22 protein-coding genes are annotated in these 22326 nt (G+C 72.8%); 15 read left to right on the forward strand and 7 right to left on the reverse strand.

The genetic code is table 11. From position 1 onward, the window contains the following. Positions 1-6: 6 nt before the first annotated feature. Genes alr through EXE59_RS23745 form a run of 5 tightly spaced genes read left to right on the forward strand, consistent with a single transcriptional unit; the run spans position 7 to position 4221 of the window. Positions 7-1170, forward strand: a complete 1164-nt coding sequence (gene alr / locus EXE59_RS10795; protein ID WP_135838901.1) for an alanine racemase — start codon at positions 7-9, stop codon at positions 1168-1170. After that, positions 1167-2234: an alpha/beta fold hydrolase gene (locus EXE59_RS10800; protein WP_135838902.1), complete on the forward strand. Its 1068-nt coding sequence runs from the start codon at positions 1167-1169 to the stop codon at positions 2232-2234. Before alr ends, EXE59_RS10800 begins: the two co-directional genes overlap by 4 nt. Then, on the forward strand, positions 2231-3121 hold the full coding sequence (tsaE, locus tag EXE59_RS10805; protein ID WP_135838903.1) for a tRNA (adenosine(37)-N6)-threonylcarbamoyltransferase complex ATPase subunit type 1 TsaE: 891 nt from the start codon (positions 2231-2233) through the stop codon (positions 3119-3121). The genes EXE59_RS10800 and tsaE overlap by 4 nt, the downstream gene beginning before the upstream one ends. Positions 3122-3130: 9 nt before the next feature. Beyond that, positions 3131-3769 (forward strand): tRNA (adenosine(37)-N6)-threonylcarbamoyltransferase complex dimerization subunit type 1 TsaB, encoded by a 639-nt coding sequence (tsaB, locus tag EXE59_RS10810; protein WP_135838904.1) that lies wholly within the window; start codon positions 3131-3133, stop codon positions 3767-3769. Further along, positions 3766-4221 (forward strand): GNAT family N-acetyltransferase, encoded by a 456-nt coding sequence (locus EXE59_RS23745; RefSeq protein WP_168218481.1) that lies wholly within the window; start codon positions 3766-3768, stop codon positions 4219-4221. The genes tsaB and EXE59_RS23745 overlap by 4 nt, the downstream gene beginning before the upstream one ends. Before the next feature lie 67 nt (positions 4222-4288). Here EXE59_RS23745 and EXE59_RS10820 read toward each other — a convergent pair whose 3' ends face one another. After that, entirely contained in the window at positions 4289-5677 is a 1389-nt protein-coding gene (locus EXE59_RS10820) for a hypothetical protein (RefSeq protein WP_135838906.1), read from the reverse strand. 4 nt (positions 5678-5681) lie between these two features. Then, positions 5682-6092: a hypothetical protein gene (locus EXE59_RS10825; RefSeq protein WP_135838907.1), complete on the reverse strand. Its 411-nt coding sequence runs from the start codon at positions 6090-6092 to the stop codon at positions 5682-5684. Positions 6093-6186: 94 nt separating this feature from the next. On the opposite strand from EXE59_RS10825, the gene EXE59_RS10830 reads away from it, so the two are divergent. Then, positions 6187-6807 carry a hypothetical protein gene (locus EXE59_RS10830; RefSeq protein ID WP_135838908.1) on the forward strand — a complete coding sequence of 207 codons (621 nt, stop codon included), beginning with the start codon at positions 6187-6189 and terminating at the stop codon, positions 6805-6807. Here EXE59_RS10830 and EXE59_RS10835 read toward each other — a convergent pair. Together EXE59_RS10835 and EXE59_RS10840 are read right to left on the reverse strand one after the other, a co-directional pair. Continuing rightward, a complete protein-coding gene (locus tag EXE59_RS10835) occupies positions 6804-8021 on the reverse strand; it encodes a TolB-like translocation protein (RefSeq protein WP_135838909.1) in 1218 nt (405 codons plus the stop codon). The two genes, EXE59_RS10830 and EXE59_RS10835, sit on opposite strands and share 4 nt — an antisense overlap. After that, on the reverse strand, positions 8018-8590 hold the full coding sequence (locus EXE59_RS10840) for a SigE family RNA polymerase sigma factor (RefSeq protein WP_246056701.1): 573 nt from the start codon (positions 8588-8590) through the stop codon (positions 8018-8020). The genes EXE59_RS10835 and EXE59_RS10840 overlap by 4 nt, the downstream gene beginning before the upstream one ends. A gap of 122 nt (positions 8591-8712) precedes the next feature. Between EXE59_RS10840 and EXE59_RS10845 the strand changes: the two genes are divergently transcribed. Both EXE59_RS10845 and EXE59_RS10850 read left to right on the forward strand, forming a co-directional pair. After that, positions 8713-9846 carry an S-(hydroxymethyl)mycothiol dehydrogenase gene (locus EXE59_RS10845; RefSeq protein WP_135838910.1) on the forward strand — a complete coding sequence of 378 codons (1134 nt, stop codon included), beginning with the start codon at positions 8713-8715 and terminating at the stop codon, positions 9844-9846. An 11-nt stretch (positions 9847-9857) separates the two neighbouring features. Continuing rightward, a complete protein-coding gene (locus EXE59_RS10850; protein WP_425464513.1) occupies positions 9858-10466 on the forward strand; it encodes an MBL fold metallo-hydrolase in 609 nt (202 codons plus the stop codon). Between the two features lie 6 nt (positions 10467-10472). On the opposite strand, the gene EXE59_RS10855 is transcribed toward EXE59_RS10850, so the two are convergent. Beyond that, positions 10473-11135, reverse strand: a complete 663-nt coding sequence (locus EXE59_RS10855; RefSeq protein ID WP_135838912.1) for a helix-turn-helix domain-containing protein — start codon at positions 11133-11135, stop codon at positions 10473-10475. Between the two features lie 289 nt (positions 11136-11424). On the opposite strand from EXE59_RS10855, the gene EXE59_RS10860 reads away from it, so the two are divergent. Together EXE59_RS10860 and EXE59_RS10865 are read left to right on the forward strand one after the other, a co-directional pair. Beyond that, positions 11425-11883 carry a GNAT family N-acetyltransferase gene (locus EXE59_RS10860; protein ID WP_135838913.1) on the forward strand — a complete coding sequence of 153 codons (459 nt, stop codon included), beginning with the start codon at positions 11425-11427 and terminating at the stop codon, positions 11881-11883. Between the two features lie 41 nt (positions 11884-11924). Then, positions 11925-13724: a glycoside hydrolase family 3 protein gene (locus EXE59_RS10865; protein ID WP_168218482.1), complete on the forward strand. Its 1800-nt coding sequence runs from the start codon at positions 11925-11927 to the stop codon at positions 13722-13724. 13 nt (positions 13725-13737) lie between these two features. Here EXE59_RS10865 and EXE59_RS10870 read toward each other — a convergent pair whose 3' ends face one another. Further along, positions 13738-14913, reverse strand: coding sequence for a class I SAM-dependent methyltransferase (locus tag EXE59_RS10870; RefSeq protein ID WP_135838915.1), 1176 nt, complete (start codon positions 14911-14913; stop codon positions 13738-13740). Between the two features lie 221 nt (positions 14914-15134). Between EXE59_RS10870 and groES the strand changes: the two genes are divergently transcribed. The 5 genes from groES (at position 15135) to EXE59_RS10895 (ending at position 20598) form a co-directional block, all read left to right on the forward strand. Then, positions 15135-15428: a co-chaperone GroES gene (gene groES / locus EXE59_RS10875; protein ID WP_129455534.1), complete on the forward strand. Its 294-nt coding sequence runs from the start codon at positions 15135-15137 to the stop codon at positions 15426-15428. Positions 15429-15514: 86 nt separating this feature from the next. Continuing rightward, positions 15515-17134, forward strand: a complete 1620-nt coding sequence (gene groL, locus EXE59_RS10880; protein ID WP_135838916.1) for a chaperonin GroEL — start codon at positions 15515-15517, stop codon at positions 17132-17134. A gap of 162 nt (positions 17135-17296) precedes the next feature. Next, on the forward strand, positions 17297-18178 hold the full coding sequence (locus EXE59_RS10885; RefSeq protein ID WP_246056703.1) for a GNAT family N-acetyltransferase: 882 nt from the start codon (positions 17297-17299) through the stop codon (positions 18176-18178). A gap of 54 nt (positions 18179-18232) precedes the next feature. Then, positions 18233-19744: an IMP dehydrogenase gene (gene guaB, locus EXE59_RS10890; RefSeq protein WP_135838918.1), complete on the forward strand. Its 1512-nt coding sequence runs from the start codon at positions 18233-18235 to the stop codon at positions 19742-19744. 221 nt (positions 19745-19965) lie between these two features. Further along, positions 19966-20598, forward strand: coding sequence for a TetR family transcriptional regulator (locus EXE59_RS10895; protein WP_168218483.1), 633 nt, complete (start codon positions 19966-19968; stop codon positions 20596-20598). Here the strand turns inward: EXE59_RS10895 and EXE59_RS10900 are convergent. Further along, complete coding sequence (locus tag EXE59_RS10900; RefSeq protein WP_168218484.1) at positions 20588-22285, reverse strand: CHAP domain-containing protein; 1698 nt, start codon at positions 22283-22285, stop codon at positions 20588-20590. The genes EXE59_RS10895 and EXE59_RS10900 overlap by 11 nt on opposite strands. Positions 22286-22326: the final 41 nt, after the last annotated feature.

The following is a 22326-nucleotide window of genomic DNA, read 5'->3' on the forward strand; positions in this document are numbered from 1 at the left end:
GATGGCATGAGCGATCCCGTGCTGCCGCGCGCCGAGATCGTGGTCGACCTCGCTGCCGTGCGCCACAACGTGCGGATCCTCAAGGACCTGGTGTCCGTCGACGGCCCCGTGGCCCTGATGGCGGTCGTCAAGGCCGACGGCTACGGCCACGGCATGGTCGAGGTCGCCGCCGCCGCCCGCGATGCCGGCGCCGACTGGCTCGGCGTGGCGACGATCGATGAGGCGCTCGCCCTGCGTGCCGCGGGCGACCGCGGTCCGCTCCTGTGCTGGCTCAGCGCACCGGGCGACGACTTCGCGTCGGCCGTGGCCGCCGGGGTCGAGGTCACGGCCTACTCCGAGGCGGAGCTCGAGGAGATCGCGGCCGTGGGTGGCGCCCGGGTGCAGCTCAAGGTCGACACCGGCCTGTCCCGCGGCGGCGCCGCGCGACAGGAGTGGCACGACCTGTTCGCCGTCGCGAGCGACCTCGAGCGCGAGGGCCGGATCACCGTGACGGGCATCTGGTCGCACTTCGCCGCCAGCGACGAGCCCGCCCACCCCGCCAACGACGCCCAGGAGGCGGCCTTCCGCGACGCGGTCTCGCTGGCCGAGTCCGCCGGGCTCGACCCCCGGGTGACCCACCTGGCCAACTCCGCGGCGACGCTCCTGCGACCGTCGTCGCACTTCGACCTGGTGCGCTGCGGCATCGCGACGTACGGCCTCGACCCGGCCCCCGGGACCAGCCCGCGCATCGGGCTGCGTCCGGCCATGACCGCGCGCGCCCGGCTCGTGATGAGCAAGGCGATCGAGGCCGGCGCCGGCGTCTCCTACGGCCACACGTGGCACGCCGACGACAACACGACCGTGGGTCTGGTGCCCGTGGGCTACGGCGACGGCATCATCCGCGCAGCCGGCAACGCCGCGTCCGTGTGGGTCGATGACTCCGTGCGCCCGATCCGCGGCAGGGTCTGCATGGACCAGCTCGTCGTCGACCTCCACGGCGAGCTGCCGCCGGCCGGCACCGAGGTGGTCCTCTTCGGCCCCGGCGACGTCGGCGAGCCGACCGCACAGGACTGGGCAGCCGCGGTGGGCACCATCAGCTACGAGATCGTGACCCGCATCGGCGGCCGCTTCGTCCGGCGCCACATCGACACCGACGCCCCTGACGGGGCGAGCGAAGGGACCGTCCGTTGAGCATCAAGGGCCGCATCTTCGGCACCGTCGTGGGCGCAGCCGGCCTCGCCGCTGCCGCCGGCGCCGTCGGCATCGCCCGCCAGAACCGGATCATCGGCAACCGGGCCGCCGGGGAGGCGGTGGCCTTCGGCGAGCTCCACAGCGCACCGCGCGTGGTCGTCGCCGACGACGCCGTCGACCTGCACGTCGAGATCGACGAGCCGTCCGACTTCGGCGGACCGCCGGCCACCGACGACGACCTCACCGTGGTGTTCGTCCACGGATACTCCCTCAACCTCGACTGCTGGCACTTCCAGCGCGCCGCCTACCGCGGCCAGGTGCGCACGGTGTTCTACGACCAGCGCAGCCACGGCCGGTCCGCGCGGTCCGACGAGGACCACTGCACCATCGAGCAGCTCGGCCACGACCTGCGGCGCGTCATCGAGCACACCGTGCCCGGCCGCTGCGTGGTCGTCGGCCACTCGATGGGCGGGATGAGCGTGATCTCGCTCGCCGAGCACCACCCCGACCTCTTCGGGGACAAGGTCGTCGGCGCCGCGCTGATGTCCACGACCGCGGGCGGGCTCGACCCCGGCCGGATCCTGTTCCCGATGCTTCCGCTCGGCCTCGGCGGACGGTTCGTCGGCCGGGCCGTGCGTACGCTCGACCGGGGTCACCGGGTCGTCGACCACGCTCGCGCGTGGGGCCACGCCGTCGCGGACGTCTTCACCGACCGCTACGCCTTCGGCACCGACGACGTGCCCGCCTCCCACGTCGAGTTCGTCTACTCGATGCTGAACTCGACGCCGTTCGCGGTCGTCGCCGACTTCTACCCGGCCTTCGCCACGCTCGACAACTTCGAGCACCTCGAGGCCCTGGGACGGGTGCCGACGTCGATCATCTGCGGCACCGAGGACAAGATCACCTCGGTCGGTCACAGCCGCAAGCTGCACAGCCGCATCCCCGGCTCCAGCCTGCTCGAGTGCGAGGGTGCCGGCCACATGGTGCTGCTCGAGCGGCACAAGCAGGTCACCGCCGAGCTCGACGACCTGATCTCACTCGCCCAGGGGCGGGCGGCACGATGAGCGTGGTCGTACGCCGCGTCGGCCCGGAGGCGGCCGCCGAGGTCCTGGCCGTGGTGCAGGAGGCGTTCGGGGCGCGTCCCGTCCTCGACCCGCCCGCGGACGCGCTCGGCGAGGACCTCACGTCGATCCGGCGGTTGCTCGAGCGGCGCGGCGGCCTGCTCGCCACGCTCGACGACGTCCCCGTCGGCTGCGTGGTGCTCGATCCCGCCGCCGACGGCATGGTGCTGCGTCGTTTCGGCGTCACGCCGGCCGCCCAGGGCAGGGGCGTGGCGACTGCCCTCGTGGAGGCGGCCGTCGAGGCGTCGACCGGCCGGTCGGCCGTACGGGTGGTCGCCCGCGAGGAGCTGACCGACACCGTCGCCTTCTGGGAGGCCCAGGACTTCGTCGTCACCGGCCAACGCAGCCCCTACGTCGAGCTCGCCCGCTGGCTCGGCAGCACCTTCGACGCCCCCGACGCCGACACGATGCGCGGCCTCGGCGCGCGCGTCGGCGGCAGCCTCGTCGCCGGCGACCTGGTGGTGCTCACCGGCGAGCTCGGAGCCGGCAAGACGACCTTCACCCAGGGCCTCGGGGCCGGCCTGCAGGTCCGCGGCCAGGTCGCGTCGCCGACCTTCGTCATCGCCCGGGTGCACCCCTCGCTCGGCGACGGTCCGGCCCTGGTGCACGTCGACGCCTATCGCCTCGGCTCGCTCGAGGAGCTCGACGACCTCGACCTCGACACCTCGCTCGACTCGGCGGTCACGGTCGTGGAGTGGGGCGGGGGACTGGCCGAGGCCCTGTCCGACTCGCGACTCGAGATCGTCATCGATCGCGCGGTCGGTGCAGTGCCGGACGACGACGAGCTCGATCCGCGCCGGGTTTCGCTCCGCTGGATCGTCGGACAGTAGCCTCGACGCGTGCTCCTCGCCTTCGACACCGCGACCCAGCTGGTCTCCGTCGCCCTCCACGACGGGGAGCGCGTGGTCGTCGAGCTCTCCTCCGACCAGCCGATGAAGCACGGCGAGCACCTCGCGCCCCTCATCGCCCGGTCCCTCGAGGAGGCCGGCCTCGTCCGCCAGGACCTCACTGCCATCGCGGTGGGCGTCGGCCCGGGGCCGTTCACCGGGCTGCGCGTGGGCGTCGTGACCGCGCGGACCCTCGGGCTCGTGCTGGACGTGCCGGTCTACGGCGTGTGCTCACTCGACGCGGTCGCCCTCGAGGTGGTCTCCACCGGTGCCACCCCGGGCAGCTTCCTCGTGGCCACCGACGCGCGGCGCAAGGAGGTCTACCTCGCCTCCTACGACGGCGACGGTCGCCGGCTCGAGGGCCCCGTCGTCACCAAGCCCGCCGACGTCGCCACCGACGCCCCGGTCGCCGGCGCCGGACCGGAGCTCTACCCCGACGTGTTCCCACACGCCATCGCTCCCGTACGCCCCGGTGCGGGCTGGATCGCCACCGGGGTCGGCTCCGAGCTCGTAGAATTGCTGGACCCCGAGCCCCTCTACCTGCGACGCCCGGACGCGGTCGCCGGCGCATCCAGAAAGCCTGTCTCGTGATCCGACCCGCCACGCCGGCCGACATCCCGGCTCTCGCCGCGCTCGAGCAGGAGCTGTTCGGGGCCGACGCGTGGAGCGAGGAGCTGATCCGGCAGGAGATCGAGGGGCCCGGCCGCACGTTCGTCGTGACTGACGACCTCTCCGGCTACGGCGTGACGATGACGGCAGGTGACATCGTCGACCTGCTGCGCATCGGCGTACGCCCCGGCGCCCGCCGGTCCGGCGTGGCCTCGGCCCTGCTCGACGAGCTCCTGGTCGGCACCGACGACGCGTCGCGGATGCTGCTCGAGGTGAGCGTGTCCAACGCGGCGGCGCTGGGCTTCTACGTCGCGCGCCAGTTCAGCGTCATCGACGTGCGCCCGCACTACTACCGCGACGGGTCCGAGGCCTTGGTGATGTGCCGCTGGCTGCCGGGGGCCGCGCGGGCGCAGACGGCGACGGCGCACGACTGACGAGACGACGAAGGCCCCCGCCCGAGAGCGGGGACCTGCATCTTCGAACGCTCGAGCGAGGCGTACCTCAGTCGAGAACCCCGGGGGCGACGTCGTCGTCGCCGAGCCAGTCCTGGTCGTAGACCAGGCTGTCGCGCTGCTGTGACTCGTCGCGCTCGCCCTTGCGGCCACCGCGTCCAGCCGCGGCACCGGCGCCCGCGCTGCGCGCGCCGGCGCCGCCGCGTCCGCCGGCCGAGCCGGCCGTACCGGCCGCACCGCGCGCACCGGCCGCACCGCGCGCACCAGCCGCGCCGGCTGCACCACGAGACGTCGGGCTGCCGGCCGTGGCGCCGCGCCCTGCGGCGGAGCCGCTCGAGGCGGCGGGCGTGCGGGAGAGCGCGCCCGCACTGCCGCTGCGACCGGTCGCACCGATCTGCCGGGTCGGGGCGCTGCCGGCCGAGGCGGGCGCGGAGCCTGCTCGTACGCCGCCCATTATCCCGCTCGCGCCGCCGGCCGCGCCTGCCGCGCCGAAGGCGGCGGCGTTCATGCCACCCGCGCCACCGGCGCCGCCCGACGAGGTCGGGGTCGAGACCTGCGGACCCTGGTAGGTGACGCCGCTCTGCTGGCTGCCGGTCACCGTGGTGGTCTCCGAGGGGACCGGCAGCGAGATCGGGTGGGTCGGCGGCTGGGTCGGCGGCTGGGTCGGCGGCACCGTCGGGGGCTGCGTCGGCGGGAGCGTGGGGTTGGTGGTCGTGTTCGTCGTCGTGACCTCGGAGCCGTGCTCGATCCAGCTGTCGACGAAGTAGCCCTGGGCGTCCTTGCCGCCGCCACCGCCGCCGCCGGTGGGGGGCGGAGCCTGGGTGCCGGGCAGGTAGGGGCCGCCGGGGCCGGAAGGAACGTCGTCGGTCGGCTCGGTGGGGTCCTTCTGGCCATGGATCTGCTTCATCGGCGGGATGGCACCGATGAAGGCGGCGTCGAGCTGCCTGGTCAGCGTGAGGGAGCGGGCCTCCTGCTTGTCGTACTGGGTCTGCCAGGCGTTGATCTCGGCCTGGCGGGCCTGGGCCGCCTGGGCCTGGGCCTGCAGCTCCTCGGGGGTGGTCTCGACGCCGGTGGTGTTGGCAGGGGCTTGGTAGGCGGCCGGTCGCGGACCGATGTCGGCCATCGTGTCGCGGGCGTCCTTGGTGTCGTTGATCTGCTGACCGACGGTGACGAGCGCGTCCCCGGCCGCGCGCAGCACGTCGGACTTCTCGGTCATCGACGTGGCGGACTTCTCCATGCCGGCTCGCAGGGCGGGGCCGGTGAGGGTCTGCTCGCCGATGCGGAGCTCGGCCTGCGTCGCGGCCAGCTTGAGCGCGTTGCTCAGCGTCCGCAGGTCCTGGGCCTTGCGCTTCCAGTCGTCGCCCACGACCTGGAGGTGACCGCCCAGCGCGGTGTCGAGGTAGTCGTCGAGGATCTTGCGGTTGGGTCCCTTGGTCATCGTGTCAGTCCTGGCTCTCAGTCGGCAGCGTGCACTGGCTGGAGGAGAAGGTGGGCGCGGCGATGCACTCGGTGGCGACCTCGATGCGAGCAGCCGTGGCGACGGTCTGCTCGGTGGTCTGCTGCACGTCGTTGCTGAACTGCTGGACCGAGGCGCCCATCTCGCGCAGTCCGGCGACCATCCGGCTGAGCTCCTCGCCGACGGCCTCGTGGGCCATCTCCACGTTGGTGGCGAGTCGGTGGCCACCGGTGAAGGAACCACCGAACGACGTGGCCGCGACCCGGGAGATCGGGTCGTTCTCCAGGCCCTCGGCAGCCCTGTCGAAGGAGAACAGCAGCGAGGCGATGGTCTCGGCGTCGATGTTGAGCCCCACCATGGTCTGGGTGAGCAGTTCGCGGTCCTCGAGCGGCAGCATGGTCTGTCCTTTCCCCCTGAACACAGAGCCGAAACCAACCTTAATCGGCCGATCCGGGTCGGTCACCATCGTCCCTCGTGGCTAGGCTCGACGCATGACTTCTCGGGCATCTCGTCCTCGCCTCGCGCTCTCGTCGGCCGTGGCGGCCGGCGTCCTGGCCGTCACGGCCGGGTGTCAGTGGTCCACCGGGGAGTCCGCGGGCGACCCGGACGCCGGCACGCCGGGCACGACCTCCACGAGCCCGACCCCGGTGCCCGTGCCGGAACCCAGCACCCCGGTCGTCGAGCCCGCCGACGGCAAGGTCGTGAAGGTGCCGGGAGCGTCGATGCGCGCGCTCCGGACGTACAAGCGGGTCAGCGACTACGGCATCGTCCAGGGCTACAACGACAGCCAGAGCGCGCTCACGCTGTCGCCCAACCTGACCCTGGGGACGTCGATCGACGGCTACGCCAAGGAATGGATCCGCGACAACGGCGGCCCGAAGGTGATGGAGCGCCAGGACAACGCGGTGGTTGGCGGCAAGTACAACGCGTGGCACGTGATCGACACCCGCGACGACAACGAGGAGTCCCACTACTACGGCGTGATGTTCCTCGACAGCGCGTGGCTGATCAACATCGCGATCTACCAGGGCAACCCGGACAGCCTGACCCCCGAGGAGGGCGAGGAGGTCATCGCCAGCCTGCTCGCGTCGTTCAAGACCGACCTCGACTAGCGGACCTCGGCCATGGCGAGCCCCGAGGCTCCGGCACTGTCGGTGCCGAGGCGCTGCACCGTGCCGTCCAGCCCGAGGCGCACGATCGCGCTGCCCTCGCCACCCGGCCACACCCGTGCCACGAGGTGGCCGTCGTCCTCCCAGAGGATGTTCGTCTCGTTGACGCCGCCGACCTGGCGGCGGGGAATCACCAGCTCGAAGTCGACGACCACCTCGCCGGTCGTCGCGTCGAGGACCGCCAGCGTCGGTGAGCCGTACTCGCCGTCGGCCGCGACGGTGCCGACGACGTGCTCACCGTCGGGACTGAAGTGGTCGAGTGCGTAGTCGCAGGTCTCCCACGCCACCACCCCGCTGGGTGCGGTGCCGTCGACGATCGCCGAGCAGGAGCCGCCGACGTCGGAGCTGGTGAAGGCGGCGACCGTGCCGGCGACCGGTGACGCCGACTGCGCCCTGATCGGGCCGGGCAGTGCGATGGGCGCGCCGTCGTCGGCGATGAAGGTCGAGGTGTTGCCGTCGCCGTGCTCCTGCGTGGCGACGACGTCCACCTCCGACACGAACCCGATCGGGACGACCCGGTGCGCCTGGGGGCTCGGCGGGAACTCGAGATGGGTCGAGACCTCCCCGCCGACGACGTCGGCGACCTGCACCCGCCAGCGGACGTCGTCGTACTCCGACCACGCGACACGACTGCCGTCCGGGCTCACCACGACACCTCCGGTGGGCCTGGTCGGGTCCGTCGGCTCGAGGTCGGCGTCGAGGATCTCGAGGGTGAAGCTGCCCTCGTCGTTGGCGACGGCGATCCACCCGTCCCGGTAGGGCGTGATCGTGTCGTACGCCTTCGGCAGCTCGATCGTGCGCTCGGGAGTGATGAGGCTGGGGCTGTCGACGTCGACCAGCGGTACGCCGACCGAGTCGACGACCTCCGCGCTGCGGGTGTCGATGCGGACGGTGCCGGTGACGGCCGGGGCGGGCGAGGGCGTCTGTGTCGCGGGCGGGACCTCGCTGCGCTGGGCCGGCCCGACCAGGCCGAGGCCGACCGGCACGACCAGGGCCACCGCCACGGCCACCGCGGCGCCGGCCACCGCAGCGCGGCGGCGCTGGATGCGGCGGGCGCGCGTACGGACGTCGCCGACCGTGAACGGGGTGCGCTCCAGGGGGGCGGCCGTGCGGTGCAGGCTGTCGTGGACCTGGTCCTCGAGGTCGGTGTGGTTCATCGTGTGTCTCCTCCGGACTCGTGGGGGTGGAGCCCATGCGGATCGAGGGAGTGGGGCGCCCGCGCGCGCAGGGCCGCGAGCGCGCGGCTGGCCTGGGACTTCACGGTCCCGACGGAGATGCCGAGTGACTCGGCGATCTCGGCCTCGCTGAGCTGCTCGTAGTAGCGCAGCACGATCACCGACCGCTGCTTGGGCGGCAGCGTCTGGACGAACGACCAGAGGGCGCCGCCCGTGCCGTCGTCGTACGTGTCGACGACGCCGGTGTCGGGCATCGCGTCGGTCGAGTGCTCCCTGCGCTTCCACGCCCGGCGCCAGAGCGAGTTGTTCTCGTTGACCATGATCCGGCGGACGTAGCCGTCGAGGGCCTCGCGCTCGCGGACCTTGTCCCAGGACAGGTAGAGCTTGGCGAAGGCGTTCTGGAGCAGGTCCTCGGCCGCCGCGTGGTCGCCGGCGAGCAGGTACGCCGTCCGGTAGAGAGCGGCCTGGCGCGCGGACATGTACGCAGAGAAGTCGGCGTCCTTGTCGGCTCGCCGGTCGTGCGCTCCCATGTCGACGAGTGTCGCTGTCACCGCGCACCTCCTTCTCGATCCTCGAGTGTTTCGTCGGCGGCGTGTCGGGTGAGGACGCGATCCGGTCGACGGAGGTTGCATCTGTTTGGGAGGGTCGTGTCACCACGTCGTAGGAGGCACACATGCAGCAGGTCAAGGCCGTCGTCGCGCTCGCCAAGGGTGAGCCGGTGCAGCTCACCACCATCAACGTCCCGGACCCGGGTCCGGGGGAGGCGGTGGTGAAGGTGCAGGCGTGCGGGGTGTGCCACACCGACCTGCACTACCGCGAGGGCGGGATCAACGATGACTTCCCGTTCCTCCTCGGCCACGAGGCCGCCGGAGTCGTGGAGTCCGTGGGGCCGGACGTGACCGGCCTCGAGCCGGGCGACTTCGTTGTCCTGAACTGGCGCGCGGTGTGCGGTGACTGCCGCGCGTGCAACCGGGGTGAGCCGTGGTACTGCTTCGCGACCCACAACGCCACCCAGAAGATGACCCTCGCCGAAGGTGACCTCGCCGGCACGGAGCTGTCTGCGGCGCTCGGCATCGGCGCGTTCGCCGAGAAGACCCTCGTCGCCGCCGGGCAGTGCACCAAGGTCGACCCGTCGGCCCGTGCTGCCGCGGTCGGCCTGCTCGGCTGCGGAGTGATGGCCGGCCTCGGCGCCGCGATCAACACCGGGAACGTCGGGCGGGGCTCGACCGTCGCCGTCATCGGCTGCGGCGGCGTGGGTGCGGCCGCGATCGCCGGTGCGGCCCTCGCGGGAGCGGCCCGGATCATCGCGGTCGACATCGACGACCGGAAGCTCGAGACGGCGAAGAGGATGGGCGCCACCCACACCGTGAACTCCAGCGAGCTGGACGCCGTCGCCGCGATCCGCGAGCTGACCCCCCCGCCGGACGGCACCGGTCACGAGGGCGGAGCGGACGTCGTGATCGACGCTGTCGGACGCCCCGAGACGTGGAAGCAGGCCTTCTACGCCCGCGACCTGGCCGGCACCGTCGTGCTCGTCGGCGTGCCGACCCCGGACATGAAGGTGCCCGAGATCCCGCTCATCGACGTCTTCGGGCGCGGCGGTTCGCTGAAGTCGTCCTGGTACGGCGACTGCCTGCCCTCGCGGGACTTCCCGATGCTCGTCGACCTCTACCAGCAGGGTCGGCTCGACCTCGACGCCTTCGTGACCGAGGAGATCGGCATCGGCGACGTCGAGGCGGCGTTCGGGAAGATGCACCGCGCCCCCGAAGGCGGCCCCAGCGTGCTGCGCTCCGTGGTGGTGCTCTGATGGGCGTGCGGGTGGACCACGCCGTCGTCTCGGGCACCTTCTCGCTCGACGGTGAGACCCACGAGGTCGACAACAACGTGTGGGTGATCGGCGACGACGAGCAGTGCCTCGTCATCGACGCCCCGCACGACGTCGACGCGATCCTCGAGCTGGTCGCCGGCCGGGCGGTGAAGGCGATCGTGTGCACCCACGCCCACGACGACCACGTACGCGTCGCGCCCGAGCTGCGCCGACGCACCGGAGCGCCGATCCTGCTGCACCCCGACGACCGGCCACTGTGGGAGCTCACCCACGGTGGTGACGAGGAGGGGGCCGAGCTCTGGGACGTGGACGTCACCGACGGCCAGACCCTGACCATCGGCGGCGCGGCTGTCACGGTCATCCACACCCCTGGCCACGCGCCGGGCGCCGTCTGCCTCTATGTCCACGACCTGGGTTGTGTCTTCACCGGCGACACCCTCTTCGAGGGCGGCCCCGGAGCCACGGGGCGCTCGTACAGCGACGCCGACCTCATCGAGGACTCGATCCGGCGCCGCCTGCTCGAGCTTCCCGATGCGACGGTCGTCCACACCGGTCACGGCCCGGACACCACCATCGGCGCCGAGCGGGAGAACCTCTGAGGGAGCTCAGGCCGTCAGCCACCCGGGCGGGGGACGGAACCACGGCCGCTCCTCCAGGATGCGTCGACGTCGCTCCTCCCTGACCTCGTCGAGGTGGACCGCCTCCGCCACGAGCTGCTCGTGCGAGGGGTGGTCCATTGGTGTGCCGTCGAGGAGTCGGTAGATGTGCCGCAACGACGTGTGGAACACGACCCTCGGCGCCCGCCTCTGGCGGGATTGACGACGCCACCACAGGAGGTCGGCCGTGGACTCCACGCCGCGAGGACGCCACCAGCCCGCGACGGTCAGGTCGACGTGGGCCGGGAAGCGACGTCCGCCCCGGTCGCGTGCCCCGTCGTCACGCATGGGCTGGACCTCCTCACCCGTCTCGATGTCGGTCATCCGGCTCCCGAGGCCGGCCAGGCGAAGCAGGTGCTGGAGCACCGACGCGCGCGGACTCGTCCTGCCGGTCTCCCACCGCGCCACGACGGACTGGGACACGCCCAGGAGCGCGGCGAGGCCGCGCTGGGACACGTCGAGCACCCGCCGGACCCGGCGTACGGTCCCCGGGATCCCGCCGTCGAACGGTCCCATCAAGTACCACTCCACCTCCTCGGCGCTCCAGCCCTCCATCTGCTGCCAGTCGAACTCCGTCTCCATCTCTTCCCCCTTGTCGATGCGTTCGTCCATCACACTCGCGTGCACCGACAATCACCGAACGTTCTCCACAGGTGGTGCTCGTCGGGGCGCCGGTCGGCGCCCGGGGCCCTCGACCCGACCCTTGCGATTGAGTCTCTGAGCGACTCAGTGGCAATGGCGGAGTCGGCTCGACCTGCGCCGCCCGACCCTCGCCATTGAGTCTCTGAGCGACTCAGTGGCAATGGCGGGGACGGGGGAGCCGGTGAGCGTCCCCGGGGAGCGCGAGGGCGGGCAGCAAAAGGGAGCGCGCGGGGCGACGGGCCGCGGGTACGGTCGCGAGGTGGTGACCAACGCGTTCGTGCCCGCGGACTTCGTGCCGCCGACCTCCCTGGAGACGGAGGGCTTCCGGCTCGAGCCGCTCGGGCCGCTGCACAACGAGTCCGACCATGCCGCCTGGACGTCGAGCATCGAGCACATCCGCTCGACCCCGGGCTACCCGGACGGAGGGTGGCCGCCGCCAGCTGGCATGTCGCTGGCGGAGAACCTCGCCGACCTGACCCGACATGCCGCGGACTTCGAGGCGCGGAGGGGCTTCACCTTCACCGTTCTGGAGCCGTCGGTCGACGAGGTGGTGGGCTGCGTCTACCTGTACCCGTCGGCCTCGCCCGAGCACGACGTCGAGGTGCAGACATGGGTGACGGCCACTCGCGCGGACCTCGACGGGGTCCTGGCCGACGTGGTCGCCGACTGGCTGTCGGACGCGTGGCCCTGGAAGCGTCCCGACCGACTCGGTCGGTGACCGCGGACGGTCGGCATCGGCACCCGTGCCACCATGACGGGATGCGCGCGCGGTTGCTCTCACTCGTGGCGACCCTCGCGCTCGTCGCTTCCCTGAGTGCGTGCGAGGGGGAGGGCACGAGCGAGGGAAACGATGCGGACGGGGGTGCGGCGGAGGGTGCCACCTCAGGTGAGCCGACCGGCACGCCCACCGTCCCGCCCACGCCGTCCGAGGAGCTGGGACTCGTGGAGGGGTGGGGCCCCGACCGCTCCGAGCTGGACCTGGCCGCCAAGATCGTCGGCCGGGTGCCTCTGCCGGACCTCGCCGGTCAGGTCATCGTCGCCGACTGGCAGGGGACCGATGCCCCGGTGCGGATGGTGCGAGAGCTGCACCTCGGCGGCGTCATCGCCTTCTCGTCCAACGTCGCGTCCGCCGAGCAGGTGTCGCGCGTCAACAGCACGCTGACGCGCCAGGTGCGACGGAAGTGGCCCCTGTTCCTCGGCGTGGACCAGGAGGGTGGGGTGGTCGAGCGCCTGCGCGGGGCGGCGACCCGGTTCCCGACCTTCATGAGTGCCGGTGCTGCGGGGGATGTCGCGCTCACCGAGCAGGCGTACGCAGCGAGCGGGGGCGAGCTGCGGCGACTCGGGTTCACCGTCGACTTCGCGCCCGACGCGGACGTGACCTCCGGGCCGGGGGATCCGACCATCGGCTCGCGCGCGGCCTCGTCCAGACCGTCCGACGTCGCCGAGCACGTGGTCGCAGCGACCGGCGGGTTCGGTGCGGCCGGCGTGATGCCGGTCGTCAAGCACTTCCCCGGACACGGTTCCGTGCCCGCCGACAGCCACCTGACGCTCCCGGTCCAGACCAAGACGCTGGCCGAGCTCGAGGAGACCGACCTGATCCCGTTCCGCGCGGCCGTCGAGGCAGGCGCGCCGGCAGTCATGGTCGGGCACATCGACGTCCGGGCTGTCGACCCCCGGGTGCCGTCGTCGCTGTCGCGCAAGGTGACGACCGGCCTGCTGCGCGACGTGCTCGGCTTCGGCGGCCTGGTGGTGACCGACTCGCTTGAGATGGCCGCGGTCACTCGCGGCCGTGACCCGCGGCGTACGGCCGTGCAGGCGGTGCGGGCCGGGTCCGACGTCCTCCTGATGCCGCCGTCACCGGCCGTCGCGCGCGCGGCGCTCGTCCGGGCAGTGAGGTCGGGCGCACTGCCGCGCCGTCGCCTGGAGCAGGCCGCGGCGCGGCAGATCGCGCTGCTGGTGCACCTCGCCGACGAGCGGCAGGGCTCGGCCGGCGCGCCCGCCGACGCGTCGCGGGCGCTGTCGGCGGCGGCCGTGACGGTGACCGACGGAGCGTGCACGGGTCGTCTGACGGGCGACACGGTGCACCCGTACGGCGACCCCGGTGCCGTCGGCGTGTTCGCCGCGGCTGCTCGCGGGGCCGGGATGACGGTGCTGCTGCGGCAGGCGCCCCCGTCACGACTCGCGGAGGCGAAGCCGAAGCCGGAGCGGCGGAGGAAGGAGGGCAAGCGGGCGTACACGTTGCGCAAGCGACAGTGGAAGCGCGCGGAGGCGCGACGCGTACGGCGGCTCGCGGCCTGGACCGCACGGGAGGACGCGCGGCTGGCCGTTGGGACAGCCATCGGGTTCACCGGTTACCGAGACGCCCCGGTCGACGGCGAGATCGCCGTCGCCACCGACACCCCGTGGGTGCTCGGGAGGGTCAGCGCGCCCACGCGGATCGCGACCTTCGGGGACACGCCCGCGGCGATGGCCGTCCTGGTCGAGGTGCTCCAGGGCCGGGCGAGAGCGCCCGGCCGGCTCCCGGTCAAGGTCGCCGGGGTCGCGCGCACCGGTTGCTAGGTGCGCTGGCCACTCAGAACGGCTCGACCAGCAGCGCAGTGCCCTGCCCGGCGACCCGCGTGAGCACGAGCGTGGCCTCGTCGTCCCCGCGCAGGGCCAGCCGCTTGCGCAGCTCCTCGGGGACGACCTGCACGCCGCGCTTCTTGATCGTCAGGCGGCCGATCCCGCGCTCCTGAAGGGCCGCCCGGAGCTGCTTCTCGCGGTAGGGCAGCTGCTCGAGCACGCGGTAGCCGCGGGCGAAGGGCGTACGGAAGGAGGCGTCGCTGGTGACGTAGGCGATGTGCTCGTCGACGAGCCCGCCGTCGACCCCGGCGGCCACCGCCGTCACCAGGCCGGCGCGCACCACGGCGCCGTCCGGCTCGTAGAGGAACGCTCCGACCTCGCGTACGCCGGCGCCGGGGTCGTCCTCGTCGGTGAGGGTGGCCAGACCGCGCTCGCCGATGACGGTGGCCCGTCGGTCGGCGGTGGAGAGGTCGGGTGACCAGATGACCGCCTCCTTGACCTCGCCGCCGTCGCTGACCCACTCCGCCTCCGCGCCGGGGGGCACGAGGTCGTGGCCGATGCCCGGAGCGACCTTGACGAGGGCGCGCCGCTGCAACAGGTCGAGCACCCACGGCCACGGGGGTGTCCAGCCCGCCACGTCGAAGACGCGGCCCCGGCCGCCGCGGCGGGCAGGGTCGGCGAAGGCGGCGTCGAAGCCGCTCGGGTCGACCGCGGTGGCGTCGCCCGCCTGGACCGCGCCGGGCAGCCCGAGCGCGTCGAGGTTCGCACGCGCCATCGCGACGCGGACGGGATCGAGGTCGACACCGGCGGCGACGAGGCCGGCGCGGGCGAAGGCGATGAGGTCGCCGCCGATGCCGCAGCCGAGGTCCACGACGCTGCCGCCGGGGACGGCCGCGGCCAGCCGGGCCGCACGGTGGTCGGCGACCCGCGTGCGGGTGGCCTGCTCGAGCGCGTCGGGGGTGAAGAACATCTGGTGGGCGGCGTCGCCGAACTTGGCCACGGCCTTCGCCCGGAGCTGCGCCTGGGTCGTGGCCGCGGCCGCCTTCTCGGCGTCGGGCTCGAAGCGGCGTACGAGAGCGGCGACGCGCACCGGGTCGCCGGCGTGGTCGGCCCAGGCCTGGGCCGCGTGGACGAGCAGGCGACCGCCCTCGGTCGTCCGCAGCCAGTCCAGCGTCTCGATCTCCACGTCGGCATCCTGCCAGCGGGGACACCGGCTAGCACTCGGTTGGTCAGAGTGCTAGCGTCTGTTCTGGCACTCTCGACCCGAGAGCGCCAACGCTCGTGAGCCTGGCACGACCCCCGCGACGGCGTGCCGCCCGGACCGCGAGCCCACGTCCTGGGAGCCCCGGGCAAATCGACCCGGGCTCCTGAAGAATCTCGTGCAGAGAAAGTGGAGGTTGATCCGAAGTGTCGGTCAACATCAAGCCCCTCGAGGACCGCATCGTCGTCCAGACGCTCGAAGCCGAGCAGACCACCGCCTCCGGCCTGGTCATCCCGGACACCGCCAAGGAGAAGCCCCAGGAGGGCGAGGTCGTGGCGATCGGTCCCGGTCGCATCGACGACAACGGCAACCGAGTCCCGCTCGACGTCGCGGTGGGCGACAAGGTCATCTACAGCAAGTACGGCGGCACCGAGGTCAAGTACTCCGGCCAGGAGTACCTGATCCTCTCGGCCCGCGACATCCTCGCCGTCGTCTCCTGACGCACCTGCGCATCCCGGCCGGCCCAGCGCCGGCCGGGATCCGTGCACGTCAGGCCCTGATCAACCCTTCCTAGGAGCACACCCAGATGCCCAAGATCCTGGAGTTCGACGAGAACGCCCGGCGCGCGCTCGAGCGTGGCGTCGACGCCCTCGCCAACGCCGTCAAGGTGACGCTCGGCCCCAAGGGCCGCTACGTCGTCCTCGACAAGAAGTGGGGCGCCCCCACGATCACCAACGACGGAGTGACCGTCGCTCGCGAGATCGAGCTCGACGACCCGTTCGAGAACCTCGGTGCCCAGCTCACCAAGGAGGTGGCCACCAAGACCAACGACATCGCCGGTGACGGCACGACCACCGCCACCGTGCTGGCCCAGGCCATGGTCCACGAGGGCCTGCGCGCGGTCGCGGCCGGTGCCAACCCGATGGGCCTCAAGCGGGGCATGGACGCCGCGGCCGAGGCCGTCGGCGACGCGCTGCGCGAGGCCGCCCGCGAGGTCGAGACCCGCGAGGACATGGCCTCCGTCGCCACGATCTCCAGCCGCGACAGCCACATCGGCGACCTGCTCGCCCAGGCCTTCGACAAGGTCGGCAAGGACGGCGTGATCACGGTCGAGGAGTCCAACACCATGGGCACCGAGCTCGAGTTCACCGAGGGCATGCAGTTCGACAAGGGCTACATCTCGGCCTACTTCGTCACCGACCCGGAGTCGATGGAGGCCGTCCTCGACGACGCCTACATCCTTCTCCACCAGGGCAAGATCTCCTCGATCCAGGAGCTGCTCCCGGTGCTCGAGAAGGTCATCGCGACGGGCAAGCCGCTCTTCATCCTCGCCGAGGACGTCGAGGGCGAGGCGCTCTCGACGCTGGTCGTCAACAAGATCCGCGGCACCTTCAACGTCGCCGCGGTGAAGAGCCCGGCGTTCGGTGACCGCCGCAAGGCGATGATGCAGGACATCGCCATCCTGACCGGCGGCCAGGTCGTCGCCCCCGAGGTCGGCCTCAAGCTCGACCAGGTGGGCCTCGAGGTCCTCGGCCAGGCGCGTCGCGTCGTCATCACCAAGGACAACACCACGATCGTCGACGGCGCGGGCGACGCCACCGCCGTCGAGGGCCGCGTCAACCAGATCAAGGCCGAGATCGAGAACACCGACTCCGACTGGGACCGCGAGAAGCTCCAGGAGCGCCTCGCCAAGCTCGCCGGCGGTGTCTGCGTGATCAAGGTCGGCGCCGCCACCGAGGTGGAGCTGAAGGAGAAGAAGCACCGCATCGAGGACGCCGTCTCGGCGACGCGCGCCGCGATCGAGGAGGGCATCGTCCCCGGCGGTGGCTCCGCGCTCATCCACGCCGTGTCGGTGCTCGAGGGCAACCTCGGCCTGACCGGTGACGAGGCGGCGGGTGTCCGCGTGGTCCGCAAGGCTGCCGACGAGCCGCTGCGCTGGATCGCCGAGAACGGCGGCGTCAACGGCTACGTCGTGACGTCGAAGGTCCGCGAGCTCGGCGTCGGCAACGGCTACAACGCCGCCACCGAGGAGTACGGCGACCTGGTCGCCCAGGGTGTCCTCGACCCGGTCAAGGTCACCCGCTCGGCGCTCGTCAACGCGACCTCGATCGCCGCGATGCTGCTCACGACCGAGACCCTCATCGTGGACAAGCCCGAGGAGGAGGAGCCCGCGGCCGGTGGTCACGGGCACGGCCACGGTCACTGACCGGCCGCTCCACCAGGCTCGTACGGCCCGCTCTGCCACTCCGCCACGTCGGCGGCGGCGGGGCGGGCCGTCGCCATGTCCGTCAGGGTGCCCGTCGTCTCGTGACCTGCGCGTCACGCCTCGTACGATCCCCCGAAACATCTGCCGGCCACGATGGGTCGCATGCTGTGGAGAGTGCGTACGACCCTGGACGACCGACCCGGTGCCCTCGCCGAGCTGACGACCGCCTGCGGGTCCGCCGGCGTGAACATCCTGGGACTCCAGGTGTTCCCCGGCGTCGACCGGGTGACCGACGAGCTCGTGCTCCGTACGCCCGACAGCTGGGACCTCGCCGACCTCGCCGACCTCGTCGAGCGCGCGGGCGGCACCCGCGTGAGCGTGCTCCCGTGCACGGAGGCGGCGCTGGCTGACCAACCCACCCGCTACGTGCTGGCGGCGCGGAGCATCCTGGCCGAGCCGGCGAGCTTCCCCGACGTCGTGGCGCAGCTCTTCGACGCCGAGGCCGACCCGGACGCGACGGGCCTGTCGCCGCTGATGGACGGCATGGACCTCGAGATCGGCGACGTCGTCGTCCAGCTGCGCCGCACGGCGCCCTTCACCGCAGCGGAGCACGCGCGCGGCAGCGCGCTGGCCGAGCTCGTCACGGACGTGCTCGACGCCGCCGCGGTGACCGCGGCGCCCGAGCCGCAGGACGTGTCGACCGACCAGGAGCCGGTCCTGGAGGTGCGGGACGGGGAGGTGCGCGCCGTCGTCGCCGGCGTGGTCGTCGGGCAGGCCACGTGGGAGGGCGACGACAAGCACGCCTGGTACGTCGAGCTGGCGGTCGACCCGGCCTGGCGGCGCCGCGGGATCGGGTCACGGCTACTGCTGGAGACGGCGCGGGTCGCGCGGACCTCCGAGGCCCAGGAGCTCGTGGTGCGGACCGCGGCGGACAACCCTGCCGTGCTGCCGCTCGTCCTCGGCACGGGGCTGCGTGGACGGATCCGGATGGGCAGCGACGACCTCACCGTGCGGATCCCGGTGCGGAGGCTCGCCACGGTGTGACGGGCCTGGCCCAGCCCGTGACCCGGGCCGGGCGCCCCGCCGCGGCACCGTAGAATGTGCCCCGTGGAGATCCCGGAGAAGTTCGCTGCGCTCGGCCTCACCTACGACGACGTGCTGCTGCTGCCGGGGGAGTCCGACCTCGCGCCCAGCGACATCGACACCACCACCCGCCTGACCCGCGAGATCTCGATCCGCGTGCCGCTGGTCAGCGCCGCGATGGACACCGTCACCGAGGCCCGGATGGCGATCGCGATGGCCCGCGAGGGCGGCATCGGCGTGCTGCACCGCAACCTCTCCATCGAGGACCAGGCCCGTCAGGTCGACCTGGTCAAGCGGACCCAGACCGGGATCATCTCCAACCCCGTCACGATCGGCCCCGACGCGACCCTCGAGGAGCTCGACCGGCTCTGCGGCGAGTACCGCGTCTCCGGCCTGCCCGTCGTCGACGTCGACCACCACCTGCTCGGCATCATCACCAACCGCGACCTCCGGTTCACCCCGGTCGCGGAGTGGGCGACCACCAAGGTCGACGAGGTGATGACCCGGGAGGGCCTCATCACCGGACATCCCGGCATCTCCCGCGACGAGGCGACGGTGCTGCTGCGCGCCCACAAGCGCGAGCGGCTCCCGCTCGTCGACGCCGAGGGACGCCTCAGCGGCCTGATCACCGTGAAGGACTTCGTCAAGGGCGAGCAGTTCCCGCACGCGTCGTACGACGCCGACGGCCGGCTGCTCGTCGGCGCGGCCATCGGCTACTTCGGCGACGCCTGGGAGCGCGCCACGACCCTGGTCGAGGCCGGGGTCGACGTGCTCGTCGCCGACACCGCGCACGGCCACGTCCACCTGCTGCTCGACATGGTCCGTCGGCTCAAGACCGACCCGGCGACCCGTCACGTGCAGGTCATCGGCGGCAACGTCGCGACCCGCGAGGGCGCTCAGGCCTTCGTCGACGCGGGCGCCGACGCGGTCAAGGTCGGAGTGGGCCCGGGCTCGATCTGCACGACCCGCGTCGTCACCGGCGTGGGCGTGCCGCAGGTGACGGCCGTGTACGAGGCGTCGCTCGCCACCAAGCCGGCCGGCGTACCCCTCATCGCCGACGGCGGCATGAAGCACTCCGGCGAGATCGCCAAGGCGCTCGTCGCGGGCGCCGACGCGGTCATGGTCGGCTCGATGCTCGCCGGCTGCGAGGAGTCGCCCGGCGACGTCGTCTTCGTCAACGGCAAGCAGTTCAAGTCCTACCGCGGGATGGGCTCCCTCGGCGCGATGAGCAGCCGCGGCAAGAAGTCCTACTCCAAGGACCGCTACTTCCAGGCCGAGGTCGCCAGCGACGACAAGATCGTGCCCGAGGGCATCGAGGGCCAGGTCGCCTACCGCGGCCCGCTCTCGGCCGTCGCGCACCAGCTCGTCGGCGGCCTCAACCAGTCGATGTTCTACGTCGGGGCCCGCACCATCCCCGAGTTGCAGGACAAGGGCCGCTTCGTCCGGATCACCTCGGCCTCGCTCAAGGAGAGCCACCCCCACGGCGTGCAGATGACCGTCGAGGCGCCCAACTACAGCGGGTCCTGACGACACCACTGGTCCAGACCACCGCGTGGATTCCCGCGATCGTCGTGACTCATTGACTACGGTGTCATCGTATCCAATGGGGGTTCGGGATGGAGCAGCCGGCGTCGCGTGGGGCGACGACTGCCCGGCTCCACCCGGATGGCGCGTTCGCGTCGACGCTGGCGGCAGGGGGCCGGCGTCGGCAGCGGACGCCCGGAGACCGTGACCGGAGGTCCGCGACCATGACCGGCACCCAGGCGCGCGGCCGGCGGCCGTACGACGCCAGCGGCCGCCGAGCAGCCGCCGAGCAGCGACGCATCCACGTCGCCGTGACGGCGGCGGGACTGTTCGCCGACCTCGGCTGGCGGCGTACGACGATCGTCGCCGTAGCCCGTGAGGCCGAGGTCTCCCCGGAGTACGTCACCAAGACGTTCGATGGCAAGCCCGGACTGCTCATGGCCGCGATGGGCTCCGCGACCTTCGGCAGGAGCGGCACCCTGCGCGACTCCTTCGACGCGCTGCGGCTGGCTGACGAGCCGGATCGCCGCGTACGCCTGGACCGGTTCGTCGACTTCGCCTGCGACGCGGTCGTGCCGATGGCCCCCTTCGTGCCGGTGCTGGCCCAGGGGGCGGACGACGACGCGCGCATGAACGCGGTCCTGGAGGCGGCTCGCGCCGGGCACGTCGACACGATCAGCGCGCTGGTGCCGCTGCTCGCCTCCGGCCCCGTGCACGCCGACACGGTCGACGAGGTCGTGGTGCTGACCAGGGCCGAGACCTACCTGGTCCTCGCCGAGGAGCGCGGCTGGTCCGCGGCGCGCTACGCCGACTGGCTGCGCCGCTCCATCGCGCGGGCGGTGGGCTTCACGGCGTGAAGCCGGCGCTGGTCGGCAGCGAGTCGTCGACGGCGGCCGCGGCCGGTCGCGCCAGCAGCCGCGCCCCGGTGCGAGCCACCACGAAGACCCCGCCGTCGCGGCGGGTGAGCAGCCCCGGCGACAGGGTCAGGTCGCGTCCCGGGCGGGCGCCGCGCCCCAGGTGCGACGGCGTTCCGGGCACGGCGCTGCGCACGACGACGGCGCCCCGGGAACCGGTCGCCGCCACGTGCAGCTGTCCGGCCACGTCGTCGACGGCGGGGGAGGCGTACGGGGACCACCGTCCTGCCAGCCACGCGGGCCGGCTCCAGCGGCCGCCGTCGAGGGTGCGTACGCCGAGGCGACCGGTCGCGGTCACCTGGTGCAGGCGCGTGGTGCCGGTGCCGTCGGTGCTCAGGGCTGGCGTCGACGTGACGGACGCCGAAGGCCCGCCGAGGCGCTGCAGCCGGCCGCGTCCCAGCGACTGCGCGAAGGTGGCGCCCCCCTCGGTCACCGCGACCAGCCACGAGCGGCCCTGCGCGTCGGCGCCGAGGACGGGCGCGGTGTGGGTGCCCCAGGAGGCGGGGCGGCCGACCCGCGCCGGTCGGCTCCAGCCGCCGTGCAGGGTGAGGCGCCGGGTGACGAGCGTGCCGTCCGGCGACACCGCCGCGAGCAGCGGGCGACCGCTGCTGGTGAGCGCGACCGCCGGGCTCGCGGTCGACGCCGAGCGGGCGACCCGGCGCAGCACGAGCCGGCCGCGACGGGGCGTGCCGGCCAGCACCCGCCCCTCCCGCGTCGTGGCGGCCAGCCACGGCAGTCCCCTGCGGGAGAGCATCAGCGCCGGTGCCGCGACGGGGGAGAAGGCACGCCGTGGCCCGACGGTCCGCGCGGGACGCCCCGGGCGTGCGAGCCAGAGGGTGCCGCGGTCGTCGACGCGGGCGGTCCACGAGCCCCCGAGGGTGTCGGGCGCCGCGACGACGGTGCGGTCCGAGCCGACGTACGGCGAGGGGGCGACGTCGTCGAGGTGGAGGTAGCGGAACTCGGTCGCCGGGACCGTCCGCGTGCCGTAGCCGCCGGGCAGCGCGTGGTTGTACTCCTCGATGGTCACCGTGCCCGGCCCGACGGCGCTGACCCACGCCACGTGGCCGACCCGGCCCGCATCGGTCTGCGCGACCGCGCCGATCGCCGGGACGGAGTCGACGCGGTAGCCGAGGCGGCGGGCGACGTCGTCCCAGTTGTCCGCGTTGCCCCAGTGCTCCCCGCGGAAGTGGTTGCCGAACCGGTCCATGCCGTTGCGCTCGTGGAGGCGCCACGAGACGAAGCTCGTGCAGTTGCGCCACACGAAGCCCCAGGGGTCGCCGATCGACCCGTCGATCGACCACACCCGGCTCGCGCAGGTCGGCCGCGGTCCGCGGGGGTCGTAGAGGTGGCCGGAGACCGGGTCCAGCACCGGCGGCGGAGGAGGCGGCGGCTCGACGACGGGCGCCGCGTCACCGGGCTCGTCGCCCGGCTGCTGGCCGGGGGTCGGGGTGACGGGGACGGGCTCGGGCTCCTCGATCGGCACCTGCGGAACGATCGGGCACTGGCCGCGACCCGCCCATGGGTAGTCGTCCGACGCGTGCGCCGCCGCAGCGACCGTGCCCGCCACCCCACTGGCCAGGCAGGTCGCCGCGACGACGCGCGCGAGCCATCGGATCCCCGTCTTCCCCACCTGTTCGACGGTAGGCAGCGAGACCGTCGCGCATGACCGGC

The organism is Nocardioides eburneiflavus, from assembly GCF_004785795.1.
Lineage (GTDB): Bacteria > Actinomycetota > Actinomycetes > Propionibacteriales > Nocardioidaceae > Nocardioides > Nocardioides eburneiflavus.